Source organism: Nocardia sp. CA-120079, from assembly GCF_050955745.1.
Lineage (GTDB): Bacteria > Actinomycetota > Actinomycetes > Mycobacteriales > Mycobacteriaceae > Nocardia.
In genome coordinates, this window is sequence record NZ_CP192088.1 from 7,285,678 (window position 1) to 7,308,836 (window position 23,159).

Below are 23,159 nucleotides of genomic sequence, written 5' to 3' on the forward strand. Positions count from 1 at the left end.
TTCGGCGGACCGGACTTCGGTGACGCCGACGGACATGCAGCTGTGCGCGCTCGGGAGGCGAAATGCTCAGTCTGGAAGGTCGACTGGCCCAACTCATCAAGGAAGCAAGAAACCTGGGCACCAGGGCGACTGTTGAGACGGTAGGTCAGTTGCAATCCGCCCTCGGCTCCCTGGACCAGGAACTCGAGAGCACGGCCCCCGACGCCGGGCAGCGCCGTCAACTCGGCAGACTGCGCCGAGAAGCGGGCCTGCTGCTGGCCGACGCTCGCGCCCGAGCTGTTCTTGCGCGCGATTTCGGGGTGGCAACTTAGCCCGCGGGTGATGATCGACCTGGCCGCTCAACGTTGGGAAACGCTGTGCATCAAGATGCGGAAGACTCGACCCCATGGCCACCATCCGCACCGAAATCGTCATCGATGCTTCCCCACAACATATTTGGGACGTCGTACGTGATGTCGGGGCGGTGCACACACGCCTGCTCCCCGGCCGAGTCGCCGACACCCGCATCCAGGGCGTCGAGCGCTTCCTCACATTTCCCGACGGCCACATAATCCGGGAACTGATCATCTCCATCGACGACGAAACCCGCCGAATCGCCTACTCCGTCGCGGAAGGCGCCAGGCCATCCCTGGACTACCACCACGCATCCTTCGAGGTCCGAAGCGAAGGCGAGCGCGGCCGCCTGATCTGGATAACCGACGTCCTGCCCGACAGCATCGCCCCCGAAATCCGAATCCGCACCGAATACGGGATCAAGGAAATGAAGCAGGCAATAGAAACATCGGCATAAGCACCTCGATGTCCTTGGTACACAACCGATCAGCGGCGGTTTCGGCTTCCGCTGTGAAGTCCTCCGGGCTCAACGGTGCAGTGGGATTTCGCGTTGCATATGCGACAGCTTCTGCGGATTGCGCACGGAGTAGATGCCGCTGATGAGGCCGTCGTCGATGCGCACCGCGGTGACTGTGTCGAGTTCGCCGTTGAGCCGGATGATCAACGCTGGGTAGCCGTTGACCTGTGTCGGTTGCAGTGTCGCCGCGGCGCCGATCGTGTGCCAGTAGGCGGCGAACAGCCGAGCCACTCGCTCGGCCCCGACGATGGGGCGCGGGAGGGCCTGTTTGATTCCGCCGCCGTCGTTGAGGGCGACGACATCGGGGGCGAGGATTTCGAGCAGGCCCTGTAGATCGCCGGTTTCGACCGCGCGTTGAAAGGCGGCGAGCGCGTCGCGGGTCTGGGCCGAGGAGATGACTCCACGAGGTCGGCGCGCGGCGACGTGTGCTCGTGCGCGGTGGGCGATCTGGCGGACCGCGGCGGGAGTTTTGTCGACGGCTTCGGCGATTTCGTCGTAGGCCAGGTCGAATACCTCGCGCAGTACGAACACCGCGCGCTCGGTCGGGGCGAGCGTCTCGAGCACGAGCAGCATTGCCATCGAGACGCTGTCGGCCAGTTCGACATCGTCGGCCACGTCGGGGGCGGTGAGCAGCGGCTCGGGCAGCCAGGGACCGACGTAGGACTCTTTGCGCCGGTCGAGGGTGCGCAGCCGGTCGAGTGCCTTGCGGGTGGTGATCCGGACCAGGTAGGCGCGTTGGTCCTGCACCGTGGTCAGGTCGACATCGGCCCACCGCAGCCAGGTTTCCTGCAGGACGTCTTCGGCGTCGGCGGCCGAACCGAGCATTTCGTAGGCGACCGTGAACAGGAGATTGCGGTGCGCGACGAACGCCTCGGTGGCGGGGTCCAGGCGGTCGACCTCGCCCGCGTCACTCATAGCTCTCGACTGTGCCATACCCACGAGACGCCGGACCTGCCCACTTTGTGACACCCACCATCAGTGACGCACGTCACCTAGGCGCGGACGTCACAGGACCGCGGCCATGAGCGTCTTGTGTTCGTCCAGTTACCAAGACAGGAGGCTGACATGCAGGTCGTCGTAGTCGGCAGCGGATATTCGGGCACGCTCGTGGCGAACCGGGTGGCCAGGAAAGTCAAGGATGCCGAGGTCACGGTGATCAACCCGCGCCCGGACTTCGTGGAGCGGGTTCGGCTGCACCAGCAGATCGCGGGAACATACTCGGCGGCAACACCTCTCGCGGAGGTACTGCGGGAAGGGATCACGGCACGGGTAGGCACAGTCGACAAGATCGGTGACAGCACCATCGCCCTCGCCGACGGCGAGCGGATCGACTTCGATTACGCCTTCTTGGCCGTCGGCAGCACGGTGTCGCCCATCCCCGGAACCGTGCCGGTGGGCACCTGGGAAGGCGCACAGCAAGCTCGCGCGGCGCTGGGGCGGCTCACCTCGGGTGACCATGTCACCGTCATCGGGGGTGGTCCGACCGGCATCGAGACCGCGGCCGAAATCGCCGAGGCCAGACCCGATCTGCGAGTGCGGCTGATCGGTTCCTCGGTGGGCGGCGGCCTTTCCGACGGGGCCTATCGGCGAGTACGCGCCGGTCTGGAGCGACTGACCGTCGAGATCATCGATGATGAGGTGGCCGAAGTCGGTTCGGGCGCAGCGGATGTCGTGCGGCTGCGGTCGGGTCGGGAGATGGCTACGGACCTGACCCTGTGGGCGATCGTGTCGGGCGTGCCCGACCTCGCGGCGCGCAGCGGTCTCGAGGTCGACGCGCGCGGACGTGCGGTCGTCGACGAGTTCCTGCGCAGCGTCAGCGACCAGCGGATCTTCGCCGTCGGTGACTGCGCTGCCGTGCCCGGAGCACGTTTCGCCTGCTACACCGCCCTACCGCAGGCCATTCACGCGGCCGACAACTTCGCGCGCCTACTCGCGGGCCGCAAGCCCAAACCGCATTCCTTCCCGTACTTCAGCCGCGGACTGTCGCTGGGCAGGAAGGACGCGATAGCCCAGTTCACCCACACCGACGACACGGTCCGGCGCACTTACTTCGCCGGACGCACCGCGGTCGCACTCAAGGAAATGGCCACCCACAGCGCGTTCTCGTCCGCCCGCGCGGGCGTATCCAGTTTCTGATCGACAGGAGAATCGAATATGAAGATCGGCATCATCATCTGCAGCACCCGTCCCGGCCGCATCGGCGACCGACTGGGCGACGAGTTGCCGGCGTGGGCGCGGGCACTGGCCCCGCTGCGCACGGCTTTGGTGTCGTGAGGGCGGAACTTCATGCGTATCACAGTCTTCGGAGCAAACGGTCCCACCGGCCGCCTGCTCACCGGCCAGGCACTGGCCGCCGGACACGAGGTCGCCGCGGTCACCCGGCAGCCGGATTCTTTTCCGCTGCACCATGATCGGCTCGAGATAGTCGGTGCGGATGTGCTCGATCCGGGTGCCGTCGACACCGCCGTGGCAGGGCGGGATGCGGTGCTGTCGACGCTCGGGGTGCCCGCGGGGAAGGAACCGATCAGCACCTATTCGCGTGGTGTGGCCAATATCGTCGCCGCGATGGAGCGGCATCGGGTGCGTCGGCTCGCCGTGGTCAGCTCGAGCGGAGTCGATCCGCACCCGTACTCCGACGGCGGATTCGTGTTCAACCGCGTACTACTGCCATATGTGACGCGGGTGGCGGGTAAGACCCTGTACGACGACATGCGGCGAATGGAATCCCTGATCCGGTCCACCGATCTGGACTGGACGATCGTGCGCCCGAGCGGGCTCTACCACCTGCCGTCGGTCACCGACTACACCATCGTCGAGGGCCATGCCGACGGCAGGTTCACCGCCCGCGCGGACCTGGCCGCGAGCATGCTCGCCCTACTGGACGACGACCGCTACGTCCACACCACCATCGGCGTCATCACCACAGCCGAAAACCCCACCTTGCTCGAGTGGATTCGTCGCGAGGCACTTGCCAAGACCTGACGCGACAAGGGTTCGGCGTCGACACCGTCTGCTGCGACGCCGAACCGGTCGAACGTTGACGCCTACTCGGCGCTGTCTGTCGAATGTTCCCCACAGTTGTCCTCAGCTGCGGTACAACCGTTGTTCGCGCCGCCTGGTGCAGCGGCAGGTTCCGGGTCGCAAATCGTCGGTCGGTATTCCTCTTGTCGACGGGTCCACGCCGCGGCGGCGGCGTGCTCGGCGACATGTTTGCTCCACTCCCACATACCAGTCCCCCTGAGAATCGAAATCACTTGCGCACACGGGGTTTACAGACTCCCCGCCCCCGCTGATGCGTCGTGATCACGATATGAGCGCGTTCCTTCTCGATCGAGAAGCCGCACCGCCGGCGCACCCTGAACTGCCTGGTCCACCGGCCGGACAAGAATTCCGGACCGGACCCGGAGATTCCGGACCGGAACGCAAAGATCAGCTGACCTGGGACTACGATCGCAGGACAGTCATCACACGCGGACAACGCTCAGGCAGGAGTCCCATGTGTCGCTTGTTCGGTTTGTCGGCCGCACCGCGGCGCGTGCGGGCCACGTTCTGGTTACTGGATGCGCCGGACAGTCTGTCGATCCAGAGCAGACGTGAACCCGACGGCGTCGGCCTCGGCACCTTCACCGCCGAGGAGGCCCCGCTGGTCGAGAAACAACCGATCGCCGCGTACCAGGACGTCCAATTCGCTCGGGAGGCGCGCGAACGAGAATCGATGACGTTCGTCGCGCACATCCGTTACGCCACCACGGGCGGCTTGCAACCCATCAACACCCACCCCTTCGAACAACATGGCCGCCTGTTCGCCCACAACGGTGTGCTGCACGGCCTCGACGAACTGGACTCCGAACTCGGCGACTACCTCGACCTGGTACACGGCGACACCGATTCCGAACGATTCTTCGCCCTGATCACCAAGCGCACCGACCAGCACGACGGCGACGTCACCGCCGGTATCACCGACGCGGTCAGGTGGATCGCGGACCGACTGCCCGTCTACGCCCTCAACCTGGTGCTCACCACGGCAACAGACCTGTGGGCACTCCGATACCCCGACACACACGGCCTCTTCGTCCTCGAACGCGAGCCAGGCGGTCCACAGGGCGACCGGCACCTGGACCAAGCCGGACGAGCCGGAATCCGGACCCGAAGCGGCCACCTGCGCGAATTCCCCGCGGTCGTGGTGGCCAGCGAGCGCACCGACGAGGACCCACGCTGGCGAGCACTCGCACCAGGCGAACTACTCCACGTCGACGACCACCTGCGCGTCCGATCGACCACCGTCCTGGATTCCGCACCGCGCCACCCACTCTCGCTCGCAGAACTCGACACTCGTGCGGCGGCAGCACAGTCGGGTCGGTGACCAACCTCCCGACCCGAGCCCGCTACCGCGGTAGATGTCCTACCCCAGTGCAAGACTCGGGAGGTGAGATGGGCGGTGGCGGAAACGGGCGACGGAGGTGCGACTCTGTGTCCGCTCGATCAGGATGGCCGGCCCGCCGGACCGGTGGTGCGTGAACCCTCGCTCGCCGCCGCGGTGCGCGCACGGCCCGAGGTCGAGCGGTGGGTTTGGCGATCCACGGCCGAGATCTACCGACCGTTGCTGGCGGCGGGCGTGCGGGTGGAGCGGTGCTACGACGTGCAGGCCGCGGAGGCGCTGCTCATCGGCCATGAGGAGGGTCAGTCGGGGCAGGCGCGCTCGCTGGCGGCGGCCTGGGCGCGACTGAACAACCTGCCCGTCCCGCCGGACGCGCCCGCGCGTGCCGCCGAGACCCAGCCGTCGCTGTTCGAATCCGGCCCGGTACCGCTGCCACCCGGCACGGACGAATTCGACGTACTGCTGAAGGTCTACGCGGGTCAGCTGGCTCGTACGGCGAAGACCGAGTATCCGGAACGTATGCGGCTGCTCCTTGCTGCCGAATCGGCGGCCATGCTGGTTGCCACGGAGATGTCCCGTTCCGGGATCCCCTGGCGTGCCGACGTGCACCGTGAGCTGCTGGACAAGCTGCTGGGTGAGCGCTTTCCCGGCGGGCTGGAGCCGCGCCGGATGGCGGAGTTGGCCGACCAGGTGTCGCGGGCATTCGGGGAAGGTGTGCGGGTCCGGCCAGACCTGCCCAACGACATCATCAGAGCCTTCGGCCGCGTCGGGATCTTGTTGTCCTCCACCCGAAAATGGGAAATCCAGCAGATCGATCACCCCGCCGTAGCGCCACTATTGGCCTACAAATCGCTGTACCGCCTGTACACCGCGCACGGCTGGTCCTGGCTCGAGCAGTGGGTACACGGCGGCCGCTTTCGTCCCGAATACCTGCCCGGTGGAACGGTTTCCGGCCGCTGGACCACCAACGGCGGTGGCGCCCTGCAAATCCCGAAGGTGATCCGTCAAGCGATACGCGCGGACCCGGGCTGGCGCCTGGTGGTCGCCGACGCCGACCAAATGGAGCCACGAGTCCTCGCCGCGATCTCCCGCGACCCGGGATTGATGGAGGTGGCCGGTCGCGGCGAAGACCTGTACGCCGATGTCTTCGGCGGCGACCGCGCCCAGGCCAAACTCGCCCTGCTGGGCGCCATTTACGGCCAGACCTCCGGCGATGCCCTCACCCACATGGCCGAACTGCGCCGACGTTATCCGGCCGCGGTGTCGTATGTCGACGAAGCGGCTCGCGCCGGTGAAGAAGGCCGGTTGGTGCGCACTTGGCTCGGCCGCACCTGCCCGCCGGCCTCGGTCGCAGCGCCTGAGACGGACGGGTATGGCAGCACCTCCGCGACGCGCGCTCGCGGCCGCTTCACCCGCAACTTCGTGGTGCAGGGCAGCGCCGCCGACTGGGCCCTGCTGGTGCTGGCGGGCGTGCGTCATGCGATGACGCACGCCGGGCTCCGAGCCGAGCTCGTCTTCTTCCAGCACGACGAGGTAATCGTGCACTGCCCGGCCGAGGAGGCCACGACTGTCGCCGAAATGATTTCGGCCGCGGCCGAGACCGCAGGCCGGATCGCCTTCGGGCCGACACCGGTGCGGTTCCCGTTCACGACCGCGGTGGTGCAGTGCTACTGGGACGCCAAGTGAGGTTCCCACGCGAACCCGTCCGGATCGGTGCAGGCTCCGGCACTGCCCGCGATGACGATCCGATGCGACCCGGTTCCCTCCGGCGGCACACCAGCATCCTTGGCTGCGGCGCGGCGCCCGTAGAGCGCCAGCTTGATCGAGGACGCCGGGGTTTCGAACTCGACGTACTTGCTACCGAAGCTCTTCGCAACGGCCAGGCCGTGATCGACGTAGAACTGCTTGGTCGCCTTGACGTCGTCGACTCCGAGGAGAACCACGAAATCATCGATCTCGCGGGTCGCCGGACCGGTGTCCTTCTTCGACGACGTCGCGATCTTCCAGATCGCCCCGTCCGGCGCCTGGACGACGCCGCCGTAACCCCAGAAGCTCTTCTTGGCGGGCTTCAACGTCGTCGCGCCCGCGGCGACAGCGCTGCCGATGAGGCTGTCGACGGTACTCGGCTGCGACACCACGAGCGAGAGGATGAAGCCGCGGAAGCCGGTCGTCGGCGCTTCCGAGGTGCGCACGCGCAGCTTGTCACCGAGACCGAACGCGGCGGTGTAGAAGGCCGCTGCGGCCACAGCGTCGGGCACCTCGAGGATGACGGATTCGATAGCGGCTTGGTTAATGGTGATGTTCATGGCACTAACGCTATTTTCTACCCGGCGACCAGCGCTTCTCGATTCCTGATCGCTTCGATCGCGGTTGGAATCAGCCCGTCGAGGCGAGCCACCGGCGACCTCGGTCGACCGCCACACGCCGTTGAATGAGCCTCTGCCCCTGCTGCTTTGGGTGATCAACAGTCGACATGAACGGGAAGGTCGACCACCGCGCAATCGTCTCGACACCGGCCGTTGGTGAGCCGGCCGCGGTCACCACATGATGCCGTGACGCACCATCTGGAGACCGCCCGGCGTCTAGGGTCTGAGCGTATGAGCTGCCGCCTGTCTGAACTGATCGTCAAATGCACCGACCCCGTTGCCCTGTCCCGTTTCTGGTGCGCGGTACTGGACTACGTCGAGCTGAGCAGGGAGGAACCGGAGGACGGCATCGAGATCGGGCCGCCGTCCGGATTCGGCGGGGCCGCTGCGACGCTGGTGTTCAGCCGGGTCGCCGAGCCGAAGACCGCGAAGCTGCGGCTGCACTTCGACGTGAACCCGGTCGACCGCGACCAGGACGCCGAACTGGAGCGGCTGCTGTCGCTCGGTGCGCGACCGGCCGACGTCGAGCAGACCGGCGACGAGCCCTGGCACGTGCTGCAGGATCCGGAGGGCAACGAGTTCTGCCTGCTGCGTCAGCGGTTGCCGGAGCTTTGATTCGCGAATAACCGAGCGCCCCATAGCGGCCAACCGCTGGGAACCGCGAAATCTGCCCAGCATTCTTGATTCGTCCATCGCCGGCGGCGATCGAGTTACCCTGAATTGATGCGTTGGTTCCGTCGGTACGTCCTGGCCGCGCTCGCCGCCGCGGCGTCGACCTTGCTGCTGTGCACGAACTCCTCGGCCGTCCCGCCGATCCGGTCGAACGCGCTACCGGTACTGGACTCGGATTTCCTGTGGGGTGTCGCGTCATCCGGTTTCCAGTCCGAAGGCCATGCGCCCGACAGCAATTGGACGCGTTACATCGCGGGCTCCGGCGCCGACGAACTGCGCGATTCGGTCGACTTCTACGACCGGTACGCCTCCGACATCGACCTGGCGGCCGAGCTGGGTGTGAAGGTGTTCCGGATCGGGATCGAATGGGCTCGCGTACAGCCCGCACCGGGCGCCTGGGATGCCGGCGCGTTCGGTTTCTACGACGCGGTGATCGCGAAGATCGTGGCCGCCGGGATGCGACCGATGATCACCCTGGACCACTGGGTCTATCCCGGCTGGGCCGCCGACCGCGGCGGCTGGCGCAATCCGGGCATGGTCGAGGATTGGCTGGCCAATATGCGCACGGTCGTCGACCGCTACGCCTCCCGAAATCCATTGTGGGTCACCATAAACGAGCCGGTCGCCTACATCGTGCACGAGACCGGCCGGGGCGCGGCGAGCGGACCCGAGATGCTCGACCGCCTCGCGCAGGCCCACAACGCCATATACGACTACATCCACCAGGCCCAGCCCGGTGCCCAGGTGACCAGCAACGTCGGCTATGTCGCCGGCTCGGAAGCACAAGTCAACGGCGAGTTCGTCGATCGCGTCGCCAACCGGCTCGACTACGTGGGCGTCGATTACTACTTCGCCTACGATCCGGTGCAGTCGCTGCTGAGTTCCATCACCAGGGCCATCGGGTCGGCAATGCCGCAGCTGCCCGGACAGCGCATTTGGGAACTGCCGGTGCGCACCGAGGGCATCTACTATGCGCTGCAATACTATTCGCGCCGCTTTCCAGGCAAGCCGTTGTACATCGTCGAGAACGGCATGCCCACCGAAAACGGTATCCCCCGCGGTGACGGCTACACCCGCAGCGATCACCTTCGCGACACCGTCTACTGGATCCAGCGCGCCAAGGCCGACGGCATGAATGTCATCGGCTACAACTACTGGAGCCTGACCGACAACTACGAATGGGGCAGCTACACACCACGATTCGGCCTCTACACCGTCGATGTGCGCTCCGACCCGACCCTCACCCGCCGCCCCACCGATGGCGTCGGCACCTACACCCAGATCATCGCCACCGGCGGTCTCCCCGCCGACTATCGCCCCACCCGCGGCCCGTCGATCTGCGTGCTCGTCGACCCACCGGCCAGCTGCCTCAGCCCTGTCGCAAACCCGTAGCGTGCGCCACAGTGTAGCGACGAGTCAGATCACGCAACGCTCTGCCGCGGCTCACCACACGGCGCGCCCCGGGCCAGCCGTGTCACTGTCCGAGAGCGTCGAAGACTGCCTCGGCGCGGTCGCGCGTCTCGTATATTCCCCATGCGGAATCGGCAATTCGGTCGGGATCGAGCGTATGTCCTTCTGCGGCCCCGTATTTCGCCGGATCGGCGGTGACCATGGCATGGATGTCGCCGCGTTCGACCAAGCCGCCGATGGTGAGCGTTCCGGCGTAAATATTGCGGTCGGCCAGCGCGGCATTGAGGGTGAGCGCGTAGTTGCGCAGCGCCGCCGCAGCCAAAGCCAGTTGCCCCAGCATCGGCATGGGCCGCACACTGGACAACCCGCCCGCGAAAACCAGTCCGCCGGTACCGCGTTCGAGCATGCCGGGCAACACGGCACCGACGACGTGCACCGCGGGCCATACCCAGTCGAATGCCGATCGCGCGATCGCGACGTCGATCTCCGCGATCGGGACCGGCAGCTGCGTCGGGCCGGGACCGTAATAGACGAACTCGACATCCCCGCCGGCGCTGATCACATCCAGGACCTCGGTCAGTCGATCCGGATCGGTGACATCGGCTGTGTGGGCGGTGGCGTCGATGCCCTGTGCGGCGAGATCAGCCAGATACGCACTGTGCCGGGCGTCGCTGCGCGAGATCAGCGCGACCCGGAATCCTTCCCGACCCCATCGACTGGCCATGGACATGCCCAATCCCGGCCCGACACCGACGATTACGGCCGTGCGTGCGTTGTTCGCCATCTCTACCTCCAAATTTTGAGGGGCCCCTCACTTTCGACGAGGCTAGCACCAGAGTGAGGGGGCCCTCAAGTTTGTATGATGGTCGTCGTGACTCGACCGATGCGCCGCGACGCGGCCCGCAACCGCGACCGGTTGCTACAGGAAGCTGCCGGCGTGTTCACCGAACAAGGACTGTCCGGGTCGCTCGAGGAGATCGCACGGCGGGCCGGAGTCAGTATCGGCACCCTCTACAACCACTTCCCGACCCGCGACGCCCTCATCGACGCACTGCTGCCACCCCGCCTGGCCGCCGTAGACGAACTCGCCGAACAGGCTGCGGCTGAACAGGATTCCTGGGTCGCACTCACCGGTTTCGTCGAAAACCTGCTGACCCGACTCGCCGCCGACCGCGGACTGCTCGAAGCATTCACCGGCGATCACCCTGCCGCCGCACAACTCGCCCAGGCCTGCGCGCGGGGAATGAGACATCTGTCGACGGTGCTCGACCGCGCTCGCCGCGACGGGACACTACGCGCGGACGCCACCGACGACGAAGTGGTGAAGCTTGTCTGGGCGCTGTCGCTGCTCGGCGACAACGCCGGCGAATCGGCATGGCGACGATCCCTGCCGTTCGTGCTCGACGGTCTCCGCGCTAGCCGACGCACATCACACCATCGGCCCGGTCAGGAGTCGGCGGGTGTCTCCACGGCGATTTCGCCACCCAGCTCGTAGCCGCCACTCAACTGCAGCCCGTCGCCACTCCAAAACCGTCCGGGGTCATACCAATTCGGGCTTCGGTCCTGCGACAACAGCCCCATCGACTGATAGGTCGCGGCAACGATCTCCGCGCAGTACGCGCTTTCCAACTCCTGGACGACCGTTCGGCGCGACCGGCGGCGCGGGAGGCGGGCTCGGCCGCGTAGCCAGCGTCCAGCGAGACCGGCAGTGGAGGGAAAGGGGGTTCCGTCGAATCGGGCGATGGTGCGCAGCAAGCTGTCTTCCATCTCTTTGGTTGCCGGACGGTTCAATTGGCGCAACCAGGCCTGCTGACCGTAGCGATGCGCCCACACCAATACCGCATCATGCAGGTTGTGCAACTGGACGCCGCGGTGCGCGACACCCGACCACATGTCGGGCAGTGATCGGCCGAGCTCCGCATGCCAGATCAACGCAGGCAGATCATCGAGCACGACCGACATTCCCACGTGGTTTACCGGACTGTTCGTCGTCATCCGAATCGCACGATCGGCCGCCGAATGCCCACGGAACAACCAGATATCGCCGGTTCTGGTGAGCTCGAGCGCCCGATCGAGACTGATGCTCGTCCCCGTCATGGAAGTAGCCTATGCGGTATGAGGTGGTGGAAGGCAGTGGGATTGGCAGGTGCGGCCGGTGTGGTGGCCACCGGCGTGGTGGTCGTGCGCGCTGAGCGCCGCCGCCGCGCCTACACCCCGGACCAGGTCCGCGAACAGCTGCACGTGCGATTCGCGCAGGCGACATCGGCCGAGTGCTGACCCGGATGCTCGAACTCATTCGTCGGGCGCGACACCGGTCGGCGCGGCCGCGCGCCCCAGGCAACACCGCGCTGAATCATGCTCACATTCCATTGAATTCGACGATCGGCGGCGGGTAGTCGGCGGCACCGACAACCGCCCGCCACGGTCGATGGATCTCCGCGCCGGGCAACATCGCCAGCTCGGGCAGCCAGCGCCGGACATAGTCGCCTTCGGGATCGAACCGCTCGGCTTGGCGCAGCGGGTTGAGCACACGACTGGAGCGGGTGTCGGTGCCCGTACCCGCCATCCACTGCCAGTTCAGCCGGTTGTTCGCGATATCGGCATCGACGAGCCATTTTTCGAAATGTTCTGCCCCGGCCCGCCAATCCACACGCAGCGTCTTGACCAGGAAACTCGCGGCGATCAAGCGGGCACGTCCCGGCATCCACCCCTGGGTGAGCAGTTGTCGCATCCCGGCGTCGACCATCGGGTATCCGGTGCGCCCGGCCCGCCAGGCTTCCTCGGCCCTGGGATCCGAACGCCACGGTTCGTGCGCTGCCTTGTAGTCGGACACGGCCACCTCGCACCGGTCGGCAAGCACCTGGTGATAGAAGTCGCGCCAGGCCAGTTGCCGCACAAAGGCGTATCCGCCCGGATCAGCCGTGTCGGTGCAGGTCACCACCTCGGCCGCGGACAAACAGCCGAAATGCAAGAAGGGTGATAGTCCGGAGGTGCCATCGGCGGCGGGCACATCCTTGTCCTCGGCGTAGCGGCGCACCGGCCCGGACAACCACTGCTCCAACATCTTTCGGCCTGTCTTCTCGCCGCCCACCGCCAGTTCGGGTGAACCGGCACCGATGTCGGCAGGGTCCGGTACCGGCTCACCGGTTATCCGCGGCACCGTGACCGTGCCGGGCGCAGCGAGTGGTCGCCGTATCGGCGTATCGAGCCACCGGCGGAAGTACGGCGTGAAAATCGCGTAATGACCGCGCCCGGTATCGGGCCGAATCGCACCCGGATCCACGGCGGTGATCGAAGCCGCGTGACTCTGCACGGCGCAACCGATGCGCGAAAGCCGCTCCCGCAGCGCGCGCTCCCGACCACGGCTGTAGCGGGTGACGTCGGTGGCGAGGTGCAGACTCCGCGCATCGACATCGGTCGCCGCCCGCTCGGCCTCATCGACTACCCGGCCGCGGCGGATGATCAGCCTGCCACCCCGTGCCCGCAACTGCTCGTCGAGCTCACGCAGCGCCGCGGCCAGGAACCGCATCCGGTTGGGCGCGTTTCGCACCCTGGCCAGGATGTCGATATCCAATACGAACAGCGGCACCACCGACTCGGCTTCGCGGCATGCGGCGATCAGTGCCGGGTTGTCGTGGACACGCAGATCCCTGGTGAACAACACGATGGAGGCGCCCATACCCTCAATGTAGATTCATATTGATGCACAAACGATGCAGCTGCATTCGCGTCCTGCTATGGGCGTGGTAGAGATTTTTTCGGCGGCGCGTCGATCTTCGACATTCCCCGTTCGACTCGAAGGTGAGAGGGTCCGAGAGGGACCCGGATACCCGAGGAGAAATGAACCATGAAGTACATGCTGATCTGGCGCGCCACCGACGAGGCCTACGCGGGGATGGAGAATTTCGACTTCGACAAGATGCTCGAGACCGTCGGTCGGTACAACGAGGAGATGATCCGGGCGGGCGTGCTGGTCGCCGCGGAGGGTCTCGACGATGCCGCCGACGGCGTGGTCGTCGACTATTCCTCCGAAACGCCCGTGGTCACCGACGGACCGTACGGCGAGACCAAGGAGCTGTTCGGCGGGTTCTACATTCTCAATGTGGCATCCAAGGAGGAGGCCGTGGAGTGGGCCAAGCGTTCGCCGATCACCGGTCCCGGCTTCAAGACCGAAATCCGCCGGGTCACCACGATCGATGAGTTCCCGCAGGACAACGAGTGGATCCAGAAGGAGCGCAAGTGGCGGGAAGCGACCGGTCAGCTCTGAGCGAATCGAATGGCTGAGCACACCGGCCGCGCGGCCGTCGCCGCCATCTGGCGAATCGAGTCGGCGCGGATCGTCGGTGCACTCGCGCGGTACACCGGCGATTTCGCGCTGGCCGAGGATCTCGCCCAGGAGGCGCTGGCCGAGGCACTGGTGACGTGGCCACGTGACGGCGCGCCCCGCAATCCCGCGGGATGGTTGCTCACCGTCGGCCGGCGGCGCGCGATCGACGCGTTCCGCCGGCGTTCCGCCCTCGACGAGAGATATGCCGCCCTCGCCCGTCATCTGGGCGAGGGCGGTGTGCTCACCGGGCGCGAACCAACCCGCGAAGCCGAGTACATGCTCTGGGATCCGGATCGCATCGATGACGACGTGCTCGCGTTGATGTTCATCTCCTGCCACCCTGTGCTGTCACGGGAGGCGAGGCTGGCGCTCACCCTACGGGTGGTCGGCGGTCTGACCAGCGATGAAATCGCCAAGGCGTGCCTCGTACCGACCGCCACCGTCCAGGCCAGGATCACCCGCGCGAAGAAGACCTTGGCGGCGGCGCGGGTGCCGTTCGAGGTGCCGCCGGCACAAGAACGGGCCGAGCGCCTCGGCTCGGTGCTCAGCGTGATCTATCTGATCTTCACCGAAGGCTCGACGGCCAGCTCCGGTGACGAGCTGATCCGATTCGAGCTGGCGGGCGAAGCACAGCGTCTCGCGCGGGTGCTTGCCCGGTTGGTGCCGAACGAGCCCGAGGTCTACGGCCTGCTCGCGCTGCTCGAACTGACCGCGGCGCGCTTCCCGGCCCGTACCGGACCGGACGGCGAGCCAGTGTTGTTGGAGCAGCAGGACCGTCGCCGCTGGGACCGCGCCGCGATCCGCCGGGGACGGGCCGCCCTGGTCCGCGCGGAGCAGGTCGGCCGTGGCCTGGGCGCCTACGGCTTGCAGGCGGCGATCGCAGAATGTCATGCCGTCGCAGCCTCGGTCGAGACGACGAACTGGGAGCGCATCGTGCTCATTTACGAGGCGCTCGGCAGACTGGCCCCGTCGCCGGTGGTGGACGTCAACCGGGCGGTGGCAGTCGCCATGGCCCAGGGTCCGGCTGCGGCGCTGCCGATCGTGGATACGTTGGCGGCTGGGGCGCTTGCGAATTCGCATCTCCTGTCGAGCGTCCGCGGTGAGCTGCTCACTCGCCTCGGACGCACCGATGAGGCGCGCACCGAGCTGGAGCGCGCGGCACAGTTGTGCGGCAATGAGCGCGAGCGAACGGTGCTGCGGCGCAAGCTCGCTGCGCTCGGCTGACAGTGGGCAGTACCTGGGCCTGGTCGGTGAATCGGCTTCGCGGATGCCGGGGGTGTTCTCGGAAGGCGGGCGGCGCGTTGCCGGACGCGGTTCAGAGCGGAGGATTCCATGCGGAACCGAGTCACCTGGACTGCCGATGTTTCTGCATTTTTGCAGACGGCACCTGCAACTTTCCCTCTTGCCTGGACCCGAACAGCACATCGATACTCGCCAGGCGAGTCTTGTGCGGTGCGTCACATGCACCGGGCGACCTCGTGCGGAGAGAAAGATGAGGAACGACGGGATGACGTCCGCCGATACACAAACCAGCCCCGACCAGGTTGAAGCAACCAGCTCTGAGAAGGGGCTTGCGCGAGTTGCGCAGTCGCTCGCCAGGTGGACGGAGAAGTGGTTCCCGGACGCCTACGTCGTCGCGCTGGCGGGCGTATTCATCGTGGCCGCAGCCGCATTGGCCAACGGCTCGTCACCGCGAACAGTCGCGAACGCGTTCGGCGACGGCTTCTGGGATCTGACCGCTTTCACCCTGCAGATGGCGATGGTGGTGCTCACCGGATACGTCATCGCCACCTCCCCACCTGTCGCCCGGCTCATCGATCGGCTGGCCACGTTGCCGCGAACCGCCAGCAGCGCAGTGAGTTTCGTTGCCTTCCTCTCGATGTCGATATCGTTTCTGAACTGGGGACTCAGCCTGGTCTTCGGCGGTCTGCTGGCCCGTGCGATCGCCCGTCGGGCCGATCTACGCGTGGACTATCGTGCGCTGGGCGCGGCGGCGTTCATGGGGTTGGGTGCGGTGTGGGCGCTGGGCATATCCTCCTCGGCCGCGCAGCTGCAGGCCACCGCCACCTCGCTGCCTCCGGCCCTGTTGAAAATCACCGGTGTCCTCGACTTCGGGCACACGATCTTCACCTGGCAGTCCCTGCTCATGTGCGCCGTCATCATGGCGCTCACGGTGGTGATCGCGCACTTCTCCGCACCGAAGGACGCGGCGATCAAGACCGCCGAGGAACTGGACGTCGATCTGGATGACCAGCCGGCGGATGTGGCTCCACGCTCGCGTCCCGGGGAATGGCTAGAGTACAGCCGCATCCTGCCGATCCTGGCCGTGGTGTTGACGGTGGGCTGGTTGATCTCCCAGCTCACCAGCAAACCGGTGCTCACCGTGGTCAGCAGCCTGAACGGTTATCTGCTCGTCTTCCTGATGCTCGGCTTGGTGCTGCATGGGACCCCGCGCAAGTTCTTGCAGGCCATCTCCCTCGCCGTACCCGCCACGGCCGGAATTCTCGTCCAGTTCCCGCTGTACGCCGCCATGGCCGCAATCCTCACCAAAGCCAAAGGCCGGGGCGGCCTCACCATCTCCGAACACCTCGCGCACTTCTTCACGAGTATCGGCGGCGGCGGAAGCTTTGCCGTCGTCATCGCCCTCTACACCGTGGTACTCGGCGTCTTCGTCCCGTCCGGCGGTGGAAAATGGCTGGTCGAAGCCCCTTACGTGATGCAGGCATCAACTGATGTCCACATGAACCTCGGCTGGACGGTGCAGATCTACAACGTGGCCGAGGCGCTGCCGAACCTCATCAACCCGTTCTTCATGCTGCCGCTGCTGGCCGTGCTGAAACTGCGAGCACGCGATCTCGTCGGATTCACATTCCTGCAGTTCCTCTTCCACCTGCCGGTGGTTCTGCTTCTCGTATGGCTGCTCGGCATGACATTCGAATACGTGCCCCCGATCCTGCCCGCCACCCCGTGACCTCGGTCGGTCCCGCGAGCCTTTCCCGGACATCGGCGTATTCGATTGCCCCTTAGGCGATCTCACGGCCTAGGACGTCGACGAGCCACGCCCACTATCGGACGAGAAAGTGCCAGCCGACCCATGCCCACACGAGCACAGCGACGATCCTCGCCACCCGATTGCGCGTGAGGTACGCGATCGTTTCCCCCAGGGGCGCGATCTGATCCCGGCGCACATGCGTGACCACGACCACGCCGAGCGCGACCACCAGCATCACCACGAACCCGACGATGACGATCAGCCGATCGCTCATCTCGACACCAGCCACCAGCCGGCACCCAGCCACACGAACCATCCGGCCAACCGCAGCGGCAACTGCTCTAGCGCCGGATCCAGCAGCGTCGACAAGGTCGGGTGCAGGTCGCTGGCTCTCGTCCAATCCGGTTGCTGCACAAAGGCATACACTTCCCACATCGACGCGACGACCAGCAGCGTCGACCAAACGGCCACTCCGCGCCGCAGCCGGACGGTGCGTGGCCTCTGCTCGGGTCCCGTGCGGAACGCCAACACCGACACCACGATCACCGGCACCAGCACCAGCACGGTTGCCTGCCAACTGAACGGCCGGGTCGCGGCCCCACCCGCCGCCAGCACAACACCGACGACCAGCAGCAGCATCCGCCGCCGAAATGGTCGCGCCGATTCCCCTGTCACCTGGGCAGAATAAGCCCCTGAGCACCGAATTCGGGCGTTCGATGCCACCGACACCGCGGCTGGTCACGGTATACATGGCACCGACAAGCCGGTCGTGCTGTGTCTGCGCCGCACCCGTACGCGCGGCGCGCGATGGCTGCGCCGCGGCGGCACCGCGGTGCTCCCGCTGAGCCTGGCGGGCAGCGCCACACTCGTCCACTCCGCACTGTTGCCGGTGTTGGCCGTGAGCACGCTCGCCTTCCAACTGTGGGTCGGTGCCGTCGCCTGGCACTGGCTGCACTCCGAGTCCCCCCGCTGATCCCCACCTCGAGGAGAAACAAATGCACCACAACGCCGCTCAGATCGATTTGCCGGCCCAGGCCTGTGTCGCTGACGGACCGATCGACCACACCCGCATGTACGTTCCGGTATCCAGTGAGCACTTAGCCCGGCTCGTCATATCGGTCTCGGATTTGCTCGGCAAAAGATCGAGAAACAGCTGATCGGCCGAGACGGACGTTCGGCGCCACCAACCAGCCCGACAACTGAGCATCGATGAAACCATGCAGTCTGTCTGTAGTCCACTCACCCTGAGGAGAACCATGCTCGCAGTAACCGCCGATGTGACCGTCAAGGACGGGTCCGGCCCCGAATTCGAATCCGTCGTCGCCGACCTGGTCGCCCAGGTCCGGGCCAACGAACCCGGCAACCACGCCTACCAACTGGTCCGCTCGCAGGCAGATCCCAACAATTACCGCTTCTTCGAAATCTATTCCGACAAGGAAGCTTTGGACGCGCACAGCCGCTCGGACCACTTCCGCGCCGCCGGCAAGCTCATGGCGCCACTTCTGGCCGCGCCCCCGAAGCTCGAGTTCTTCGACACCCTCTGAAAACCCCACCCTCTGCGGACCAGATCGGTTCGCAGAGGGTAATCCAGCTCGCCGCACATACACCTGCCGAATGAATGCTCCGGCGGCCGGGATGGACGCAGTGGCTCAGCGATGACTGATACCCGCTGTGTGTCCGAATCAGTTCCCGCGAGGTGGCCGGGTAGCAGTCGTAATTCCGCTGTTCCACGAGCACGCCGTCCTGGACGGTGCGGAACATGGCGATCTCGGCAGCAGCACCAGCCCGTCAGCGGAGCTCGATCGGGCCGCGGATCTGGCGCGCCGCCGCAGTGGCCCAACCGAGGTGGTAGTGGCCGCCCTCGTCCAGGAACTTCGCACGCAGTTCGTACCAGCGCAGCCCCGGATGCCGGTGGTGCACGCCGTGCAGGTTGAAGCTCAGCGCGAAACGCTCCAGCGATCGAAGCGTACGCAGGTTCATCGCCTCCAGCGGTGCGTCGAGTGCGGTGCCGTAGTGATAAGCGTTGTCCGACAGGGAGATAACCAACGCACGCCCGCACAATGCCGCCAACAGCATCCAGCCGTCCGCACCGTAGGCAGCAAACGCGGCGGCGTAGAGCACAACGATCGCAGCCGCATCGACCCGGAACCGACCCAGCACCTTGGCCTGCGCGATATGTTCGAAAAGCAGTCCCGCAACGGAGTCCGGCGCGTCCATCAGCCGACCGAGGCGACGCAGCACCGAGGCAGGCAGCACGGCCAGCAGCGCCGCCGCGACCTCGAGCAGGTACAGACCACCGAACAGCCGCAGGTAATACCCGGGCGCGGCCTTCAGCCAACTGGATGTCGCTGGGTCGTAGATCTCGGTGCGCTCCCGTGTCCTGCTGTACCGGTGATGCAGCAGATGGCCGGCCTTGAGCATCGAAAACGGTGCACCGTACAGCACTCCGAGCACACGCCCACAAACGTCGTTGCCCGCACGCGCGCGAATCAGGCTGCCGTGGATGGCCTCATGGATCAGCGACCAGAACGGTGTCGTCCACAAAACCATGATCACCAGCGTCCAGCCCCACATCGCGCCGCGTGGCAGCAGCACCAGCGGCAGCAAGAACATCTGGAACAACCCGAGACCAATAGCGATGCCGATCAACCAACCATTGATGGCCCGAGCCGGTCGCACCGGTCCCCGGGACCCACGAATCCTGTCACGGGTACGCACCTCGGTCATATGCTGCCCTCGTTCACATCGAGCCTGCCACGGCTCATCGTGCCACCCCCGACAAGAATCGGCCGAGCTCGAAATATGCTGCCGACCAGGAACACTCGATCTTTTCATCGAATGTCCGGACACAGTTCACCTTGCGCGGCAGCGCCAGCATGCTTCGGGTTGGCCGGTGTGAGCGCGACGGCCGGGGTGCGAGGGCAATGCCACGCACGTGCCATATAAGGGGTACCTCAGCTAATCGACGCTCCTCGTCATCTGGTCTGTTTCTTCGCCTTGTTCGGCTTCTTCTTCGTCTTCGGCTTGTCGTGGTCGGGCTCCCACTCGAAGCCCGCGAGGTTCTGCTCGCAGTGCCAGTTTTCGACTACAACATCGTCCTGGTCTCGTTCGCACCAGCGTTCCGTCTTGCCGCAAGCGGTGACGCCGAGTCCGGCGGCTACCGCGATCGCCAAGGTGATCACAGCGGCCCGGAAGCGGGTGTTATGCATTGAAGTTCTCCGATTTCGGTGATTACGTGCAACTGCCGATCCTCGCCGGTGCTCTCGGCGACCGCCGGCCAAGTCGGCGGTCGCGGCGGTGCGGGATCCATTGGTAGATCGACGGTTTGGGCACCAATCCTCGCCAGTCGGCCTTGCAGGAACCTTAACGATCGGTAACTGAGTACCGGGCGCACGGGCAGCCCGGCCGCGACCCCCGCCTGCCGTGATCGCCGACGTGCTGCGCTACAGAGTCCGCCGCATCGGACGAGCCACATGGCTTGCCGCCCGGCATCTCGTCACCGTGATCGCATCCATGATGATGGTGCGGCCGTCAGCGACAGCGAGCATTCGACTTCGCCCTGGCGTCATCGAACGTCTCCGGAAAGCGAGAGACACGGCTCGCTATTCGCCGCAGCCTTGGCACAACGCTACGACGGCTAGGCAATCAAGACATCGGCAAAGACACCGCACGCTTCGAGAAGCAAGGGTGTGCCGGCGGTTCCGCGGCGCGCAGATGATCAGCGGCAGACGTGCTCGTACTCGCGGACCTCGACTTCGAGTTCGCGATGCTGGTTTGGGCCGATACGGACCTACGTTCGACGCCTCAGCCCACAAATCACCGCGCCGGCCGGTCGGGCTTGGTCTGGTCGGGCGGCTGCTCGGGCTGGGTCTGCTCCGGGGTGGTCGGCTGTGGATGCTGCTGCTCGAGCAAAGGCTCATCGGGCGCAGGCTCATGCGGCGCAGGCGGCTCGGGCAGTGAGTAGTCGTACCGGGTCACTGTGGCCGACGTAGCGCCGGCGTTCGCGATCGCAGTTCCCCCGAGCACGAGCGCCAGTGGAACCGCTCCCGCCACGACAATCGAGACCATCTTCTGTCGACGTGGGTGGCGGGCCCTGTGCGTGCTTGTGCCCATAGATATCCCCTTCTTACGAAAAGAGATTTTGGACTCGAATATTTATATCCGACAGCCGTCTCGACGACCTCGGATTATCTCCGAGCATAGGTGACAGTTTGGCGCATGTCCATGGCACCTGTTCGATCCGTATGAATATTCCGGTCGATGAATCAGGTAATCCGTGCCCCTGAACAAGACGGGCGATTACCGAGGCTTCGGATGCTCGCATCTCTTACTGCCAGTGGACTTCGCAATCAGGTGACCAGCGAAGACGTGCGCGTTCACACAAGCCAACGGTGGCATATCCGTCAACCGAGAACCAGATCCCGCCCCGCCGCAGGGACTTGACTTTTTGGTCTACCCCGGCATCCGAAATTTTGATTCGCACGGGTTAGCTGTTAATTGTTCGGACTATTCTTTGGTTCGCCGCCGGGCCGACCGTCGCCGGTAAGCGAGGGATCGATCGGAAGAGCCTCAAATCGGCTCGATGACGCTCTTCCGCAGGTGCCCGTAGACCACCGAGGTGCGTACGTCCGCGAGCTCCTGCCGCACGGTCAGCTTGTCCAGGACGACCGCGTGTAGATGGTCGGTGTCGCGAACCGCCACATGGAGCAGGAAGTCCTCTGTGCCCGTGAGCACGAAGACTCCGATCACCTCGGGCATCCGCGCCACGAAGGCCTGGAACTGCTCGATGATCGCACGCGTCGGCGGCCGTACCCGCACGGCGATGATCGCCTGCAGCCCCCGGCCGATCGAGGGGAGGTCCACCTCGGCGTGAAATCCGAGCAGCACACCTCGCTCACGGAGCGAGCGCACCCGTTCCAGACACGTGGATGGGGCAATGCCCAACTCCTGTGCCAGATCCCGGTTGGTGCGCCGACCGTCTTGCTGCAGAAGCCGCAGCAACGCCGAATCTAGTTCGTCCATGTTCCGTCTCGCTTGCAGAGGACCAAATTTAGTTCGGCCAGGCTGCCATACTCCCGGACTAATTGCTAGCTTCTCGCAGTAGTTCCGTCCATGATGCGCTCTCCGCGATGCGTAGGGCGGAGATGAGAGTTCGGACGGAAAGAGGTATCAGGGGTGGACGAGCGCAGAACCAGGATCTTGGCGATCTGTTCCATCGTGGCGGCTGCGCTGTTCTGGAGCAGTTCGTACGCGGTGACCAAGCAGGTGCTGGCGGACGTCGGGCCGTTGACCATCGGGGCCATCCGCTTCACGCTCGCCGCCGTACTGCTCGCGATCATGGTGCGCATCCGGCGCAACCCGGTCGCGCGGCCGGATGCCCGTCTGCGGCGCATGATCTACCTGAGCGGCGTGCTCGGCATCACGGTCTACTTCGTGCTGGAGAACATCGGCGTCGAACTGTCGACCGCATCCGACGCTTCTCTGATCGTGGCCACCTACCCGCTGATGACCATGCTCGTGGAACTGGCGGTCTTCCGGGCCGGAATGCCGCCGCTGCGGGTCGGCGGCGTGCTGCTCGCCACGGCGGGAGCCTTCCTGGTCGTGCGCAACGGGGCGGAAGTCGGCGGCAGCGGGCGCTGGTTCGGCGATGTCCTGCTGCTGCTCGGCGGGCTGGTGTGGGCCGGGTACAACGTGCTGGGCAAGTACGCGGGGCGCGGGCAGGACGCGGTGAATCTCACCTACTACCAGACTGTGGCGGGTGCCACCGGCTTCCTGCTCGCCTCGCTCGTCGAGATCCGGGACTGGCGGGTACCGGACGCCACGACCTCAGCGCTGCTCGCCTATCTCGCCGTGGCATGTTCCGTCGGCGGCTTCCTTCTCTACAACTACGGTCTGCGCAGGATGACCTCGAGCGTCGCGGTCAACATCCTCAACCTGGTACCGGTTTTCGGTGTGCTCGGTGCGGTGGGGATCAACGGCGAGACGGTCCGGCTCGGACAGGTCTTCGGCGGCGTGATCATCGTCGCGGGCGTGACAGTCGGGTTGATCGAGCGCCGAACGCCAGGCGCCCGACCCGCGCGCCGTCGACTCCGCGTACCCGGAGCATCAACGCGAAGCCCAGCGCGATCATCGGTCGACCTGACCCTGTGAGCATCGGAAGGTGT

The 23,159-nt window shown here is 65.7% G+C and carries 27 protein-coding genes; 16 read left to right on the top strand and 11 right to left on the bottom strand.

The window, feature by feature from the left end:
• Positions 1-62 precede the first annotated feature (62 nt).
• On the top strand, positions 63-311 hold the full coding sequence (locus ACQPYR_RS33720) for a hypothetical protein (protein ID WP_433622889.1): 249 nt from the start codon (positions 63-65) through the stop codon (positions 309-311).
• 74 nt (positions 312-385) lie between these two features.
• A complete protein-coding gene (locus ACQPYR_RS33725) occupies positions 386-790 on the top strand; it encodes an SRPBCC family protein (RefSeq protein WP_433622890.1) in 405 nt (134 codons plus the stop codon).
• A gap of 69 nt (positions 791-859) precedes the next feature.
• On the opposite strand, the gene ACQPYR_RS33730 is transcribed toward ACQPYR_RS33725, so the two are convergent.
• Positions 860-1,765 carry an RNA polymerase sigma-70 factor gene (locus tag ACQPYR_RS33730; protein ID WP_433622891.1) on the bottom strand — a complete coding sequence of 302 codons (906 nt, stop codon included), beginning with the start codon at positions 1,763-1,765 and terminating at the stop codon, positions 860-862.
• A gap of 150 nt (positions 1,766-1,915) precedes the next feature.
• Between ACQPYR_RS33730 and ACQPYR_RS33735 the strand changes: the two genes are divergently transcribed.
• From ACQPYR_RS33735 to ACQPYR_RS33750, 4 genes are all read left to right on the top strand, one after another.
• Positions 1,916-2,986, top strand: coding sequence for an NAD(P)/FAD-dependent oxidoreductase (locus ACQPYR_RS33735; protein WP_433622892.1), 1,071 nt, complete (start codon positions 1,916-1,918; stop codon positions 2,984-2,986).
• 150 nt (positions 2,987-3,136) lie between these two features.
• Entirely contained in the window at positions 3,137-3,832 is a 696-nt protein-coding gene (locus ACQPYR_RS33740; protein WP_433622893.1) for an NAD(P)-dependent oxidoreductase, read from the top strand.
• Positions 3,833-4,346: 514 nt separating this feature from the next.
• Positions 4,347-5,213, top strand: a complete 867-nt coding sequence (locus tag ACQPYR_RS33745; RefSeq protein WP_433622894.1) for a class II glutamine amidotransferase — start codon at positions 4,347-4,349, stop codon at positions 5,211-5,213.
• 75 nt (positions 5,214-5,288) lie between these two features.
• A complete protein-coding gene (locus ACQPYR_RS33750; protein WP_433622895.1) occupies positions 5,289-6,914 on the top strand; it encodes a bifunctional 3'-5' exonuclease/DNA polymerase in 1,626 nt (541 codons plus the stop codon).
• Here ACQPYR_RS33750 and ACQPYR_RS33755 read toward each other — a convergent pair.
• On the bottom strand, positions 6,896-7,534 hold the full coding sequence (locus ACQPYR_RS33755) for a glyoxalase (RefSeq protein WP_433622896.1): 639 nt from the start codon (positions 7,532-7,534) through the stop codon (positions 6,896-6,898). The genes ACQPYR_RS33750 and ACQPYR_RS33755 overlap by 19 nt on opposite strands.
• A gap of 291 nt (positions 7,535-7,825) precedes the next feature.
• Here ACQPYR_RS33755 and ACQPYR_RS33760 point away from each other — a divergent pair, with 291 nt between their 5' ends.
• Both ACQPYR_RS33760 and ACQPYR_RS33765 read left to right on the top strand, forming a co-directional pair.
• The gene (locus ACQPYR_RS33760) at positions 7,826-8,209 is read left to right on the top strand and encodes a VOC family protein (protein WP_433635315.1); all 384 of its coding nucleotides are present in this window, start codon (positions 7,826-7,828) and stop codon (positions 8,207-8,209) included.
• 108 nt (positions 8,210-8,317) lie between these two features.
• The gene (locus ACQPYR_RS33765; protein ID WP_433622897.1) at positions 8,318-9,658 is read left to right on the top strand and encodes a family 1 glycosylhydrolase; all 1,341 of its coding nucleotides are present in this window, start codon (positions 8,318-8,320) and stop codon (positions 9,656-9,658) included.
• Between the two features lie 82 nt (positions 9,659-9,740).
• On the opposite strand, the gene ACQPYR_RS33770 is transcribed toward ACQPYR_RS33765, so the two are convergent.
• Complete coding sequence (locus tag ACQPYR_RS33770; RefSeq protein ID WP_433622898.1) at positions 9,741-10,460, bottom strand: SDR family NAD(P)-dependent oxidoreductase; 720 nt, start codon at positions 10,458-10,460, stop codon at positions 9,741-9,743.
• 87 nt (positions 10,461-10,547) lie between these two features.
• Here ACQPYR_RS33770 and ACQPYR_RS33775 point away from each other — a divergent pair, with 87 nt between their 5' ends.
• Positions 10,548-11,171 (top strand): TetR/AcrR family transcriptional regulator, encoded by a 624-nt coding sequence (locus ACQPYR_RS33775; RefSeq protein WP_433622899.1) that lies wholly within the window; start codon positions 10,548-10,550, stop codon positions 11,169-11,171.
• Here the strand turns inward: ACQPYR_RS33775 and ACQPYR_RS33780 are convergent.
• Positions 11,123-11,773 carry a hypothetical protein gene (locus ACQPYR_RS33780; RefSeq protein ID WP_433622900.1) on the bottom strand — a complete coding sequence of 217 codons (651 nt, stop codon included), beginning with the start codon at positions 11,771-11,773 and terminating at the stop codon, positions 11,123-11,125. The two genes, ACQPYR_RS33775 and ACQPYR_RS33780, sit on opposite strands and share 49 nt — an antisense overlap.
• Before the next feature lie 18 nt (positions 11,774-11,791).
• Between ACQPYR_RS33780 and ACQPYR_RS33785 the strand changes: the two genes are divergently transcribed.
• Positions 11,792-11,953 carry a hypothetical protein gene (locus ACQPYR_RS33785; RefSeq protein WP_433635444.1) on the top strand — a complete coding sequence of 54 codons (162 nt, stop codon included), beginning with the start codon at positions 11,792-11,794 and terminating at the stop codon, positions 11,951-11,953.
• Between the two features lie 82 nt (positions 11,954-12,035).
• Here the strand turns inward: ACQPYR_RS33785 and ACQPYR_RS33790 are convergent, their stop codons facing one another.
• Positions 12,036-13,355 (bottom strand): cryptochrome/photolyase family protein, encoded by a 1,320-nt coding sequence (locus ACQPYR_RS33790; protein ID WP_433622901.1) that lies wholly within the window; start codon positions 13,353-13,355, stop codon positions 12,036-12,038.
• 168 nt (positions 13,356-13,523) lie between these two features.
• Between ACQPYR_RS33790 and ACQPYR_RS33795 the strand changes: the two genes are divergently transcribed.
• The 3 genes from ACQPYR_RS33795 (at position 13,524) to ACQPYR_RS33805 (ending at position 16,974) form a co-directional block, all read left to right on the top strand.
• Entirely contained in the window at positions 13,524-13,943 is a 420-nt protein-coding gene (locus ACQPYR_RS33795) for a YciI family protein (RefSeq protein WP_040699535.1), read from the top strand.
• A 9-nt stretch (positions 13,944-13,952) separates the two neighbouring features.
• The gene (locus tag ACQPYR_RS33800) at positions 13,953-15,227 is read left to right on the top strand and encodes an RNA polymerase sigma factor (RefSeq protein ID WP_433622902.1); all 1,275 of its coding nucleotides are present in this window, start codon (positions 13,953-13,955) and stop codon (positions 15,225-15,227) included.
• 283 nt (positions 15,228-15,510) lie between these two features.
• Entirely contained in the window at positions 15,511-16,974 is a 1,464-nt protein-coding gene (locus tag ACQPYR_RS33805; protein ID WP_433622903.1) for a short-chain fatty acid transporter, read from the top strand.
• 94 nt (positions 16,975-17,068) lie between these two features.
• On the opposite strand, the gene ACQPYR_RS33810 is transcribed toward ACQPYR_RS33805, so the two are convergent.
• Positions 17,069-17,269 carry a DUF6186 family protein gene (locus ACQPYR_RS33810; RefSeq protein ID WP_433622904.1) on the bottom strand — a complete coding sequence of 67 codons (201 nt, stop codon included), beginning with the start codon at positions 17,267-17,269 and terminating at the stop codon, positions 17,069-17,071.
• Entirely contained in the window at positions 17,266-17,634 is a 369-nt protein-coding gene (locus ACQPYR_RS33815) for a hypothetical protein (protein WP_433622905.1), read from the bottom strand. The genes ACQPYR_RS33810 and ACQPYR_RS33815 overlap by 4 nt, the downstream gene beginning before the upstream one ends.
• A 130-nt stretch (positions 17,635-17,764) precedes the next feature.
• Between ACQPYR_RS33815 and ACQPYR_RS33820 the strand changes: the two genes are divergently transcribed.
• Together ACQPYR_RS33820 and ACQPYR_RS33825 are read left to right on the top strand one after the other, a co-directional pair.
• Positions 17,765-17,968, top strand: coding sequence for a hypothetical protein (locus tag ACQPYR_RS33820; protein ID WP_433622906.1), 204 nt, complete (start codon positions 17,765-17,767; stop codon positions 17,966-17,968).
• A gap of 283 nt (positions 17,969-18,251) precedes the next feature.
• Positions 18,252-18,539 (top strand): putative quinol monooxygenase, encoded by a 288-nt coding sequence (locus ACQPYR_RS33825; protein ID WP_387290730.1) that lies wholly within the window; start codon positions 18,252-18,254, stop codon positions 18,537-18,539.
• 244 nt (positions 18,540-18,783) lie between these two features.
• Here the strand turns inward: ACQPYR_RS33825 and ACQPYR_RS33830 are convergent, their stop codons facing one another.
• From ACQPYR_RS33830 to ACQPYR_RS33845, 4 genes are all read right to left on the bottom strand, one after another.
• The gene (locus tag ACQPYR_RS33830) at positions 18,784-19,722 is read right to left on the bottom strand and encodes a fatty acid desaturase (protein ID WP_433622907.1); all 939 of its coding nucleotides are present in this window, start codon (positions 19,720-19,722) and stop codon (positions 18,784-18,786) included.
• Positions 19,723-19,970: 248 nt separating this feature from the next.
• Positions 19,971-20,204: a hypothetical protein gene (locus tag ACQPYR_RS33835; protein WP_433622908.1), complete on the bottom strand. Its 234-nt coding sequence runs from the start codon at positions 20,202-20,204 to the stop codon at positions 19,971-19,973.
• 607 nt (positions 20,205-20,811) lie between these two features.
• A complete protein-coding gene (locus ACQPYR_RS33840; RefSeq protein WP_433622909.1) occupies positions 20,812-21,108 on the bottom strand; it encodes a hypothetical protein in 297 nt (98 codons plus the stop codon).
• 456 nt (positions 21,109-21,564) lie between these two features.
• Positions 21,565-22,017 (bottom strand): Lrp/AsnC family transcriptional regulator, encoded by a 453-nt coding sequence (locus ACQPYR_RS33845; RefSeq protein WP_063040920.1) that lies wholly within the window; start codon positions 22,015-22,017, stop codon positions 21,565-21,567.
• Between the two features lie 153 nt (positions 22,018-22,170).
• Here ACQPYR_RS33845 and ACQPYR_RS33850 point away from each other — a divergent pair, with 153 nt between their 5' ends.
• Entirely contained in the window at positions 22,171-23,145 is a 975-nt protein-coding gene (locus ACQPYR_RS33850) for a DMT family transporter (RefSeq protein WP_433622910.1), read from the top strand.
• Positions 23,146-23,159 lie beyond the last annotated feature (14 nt).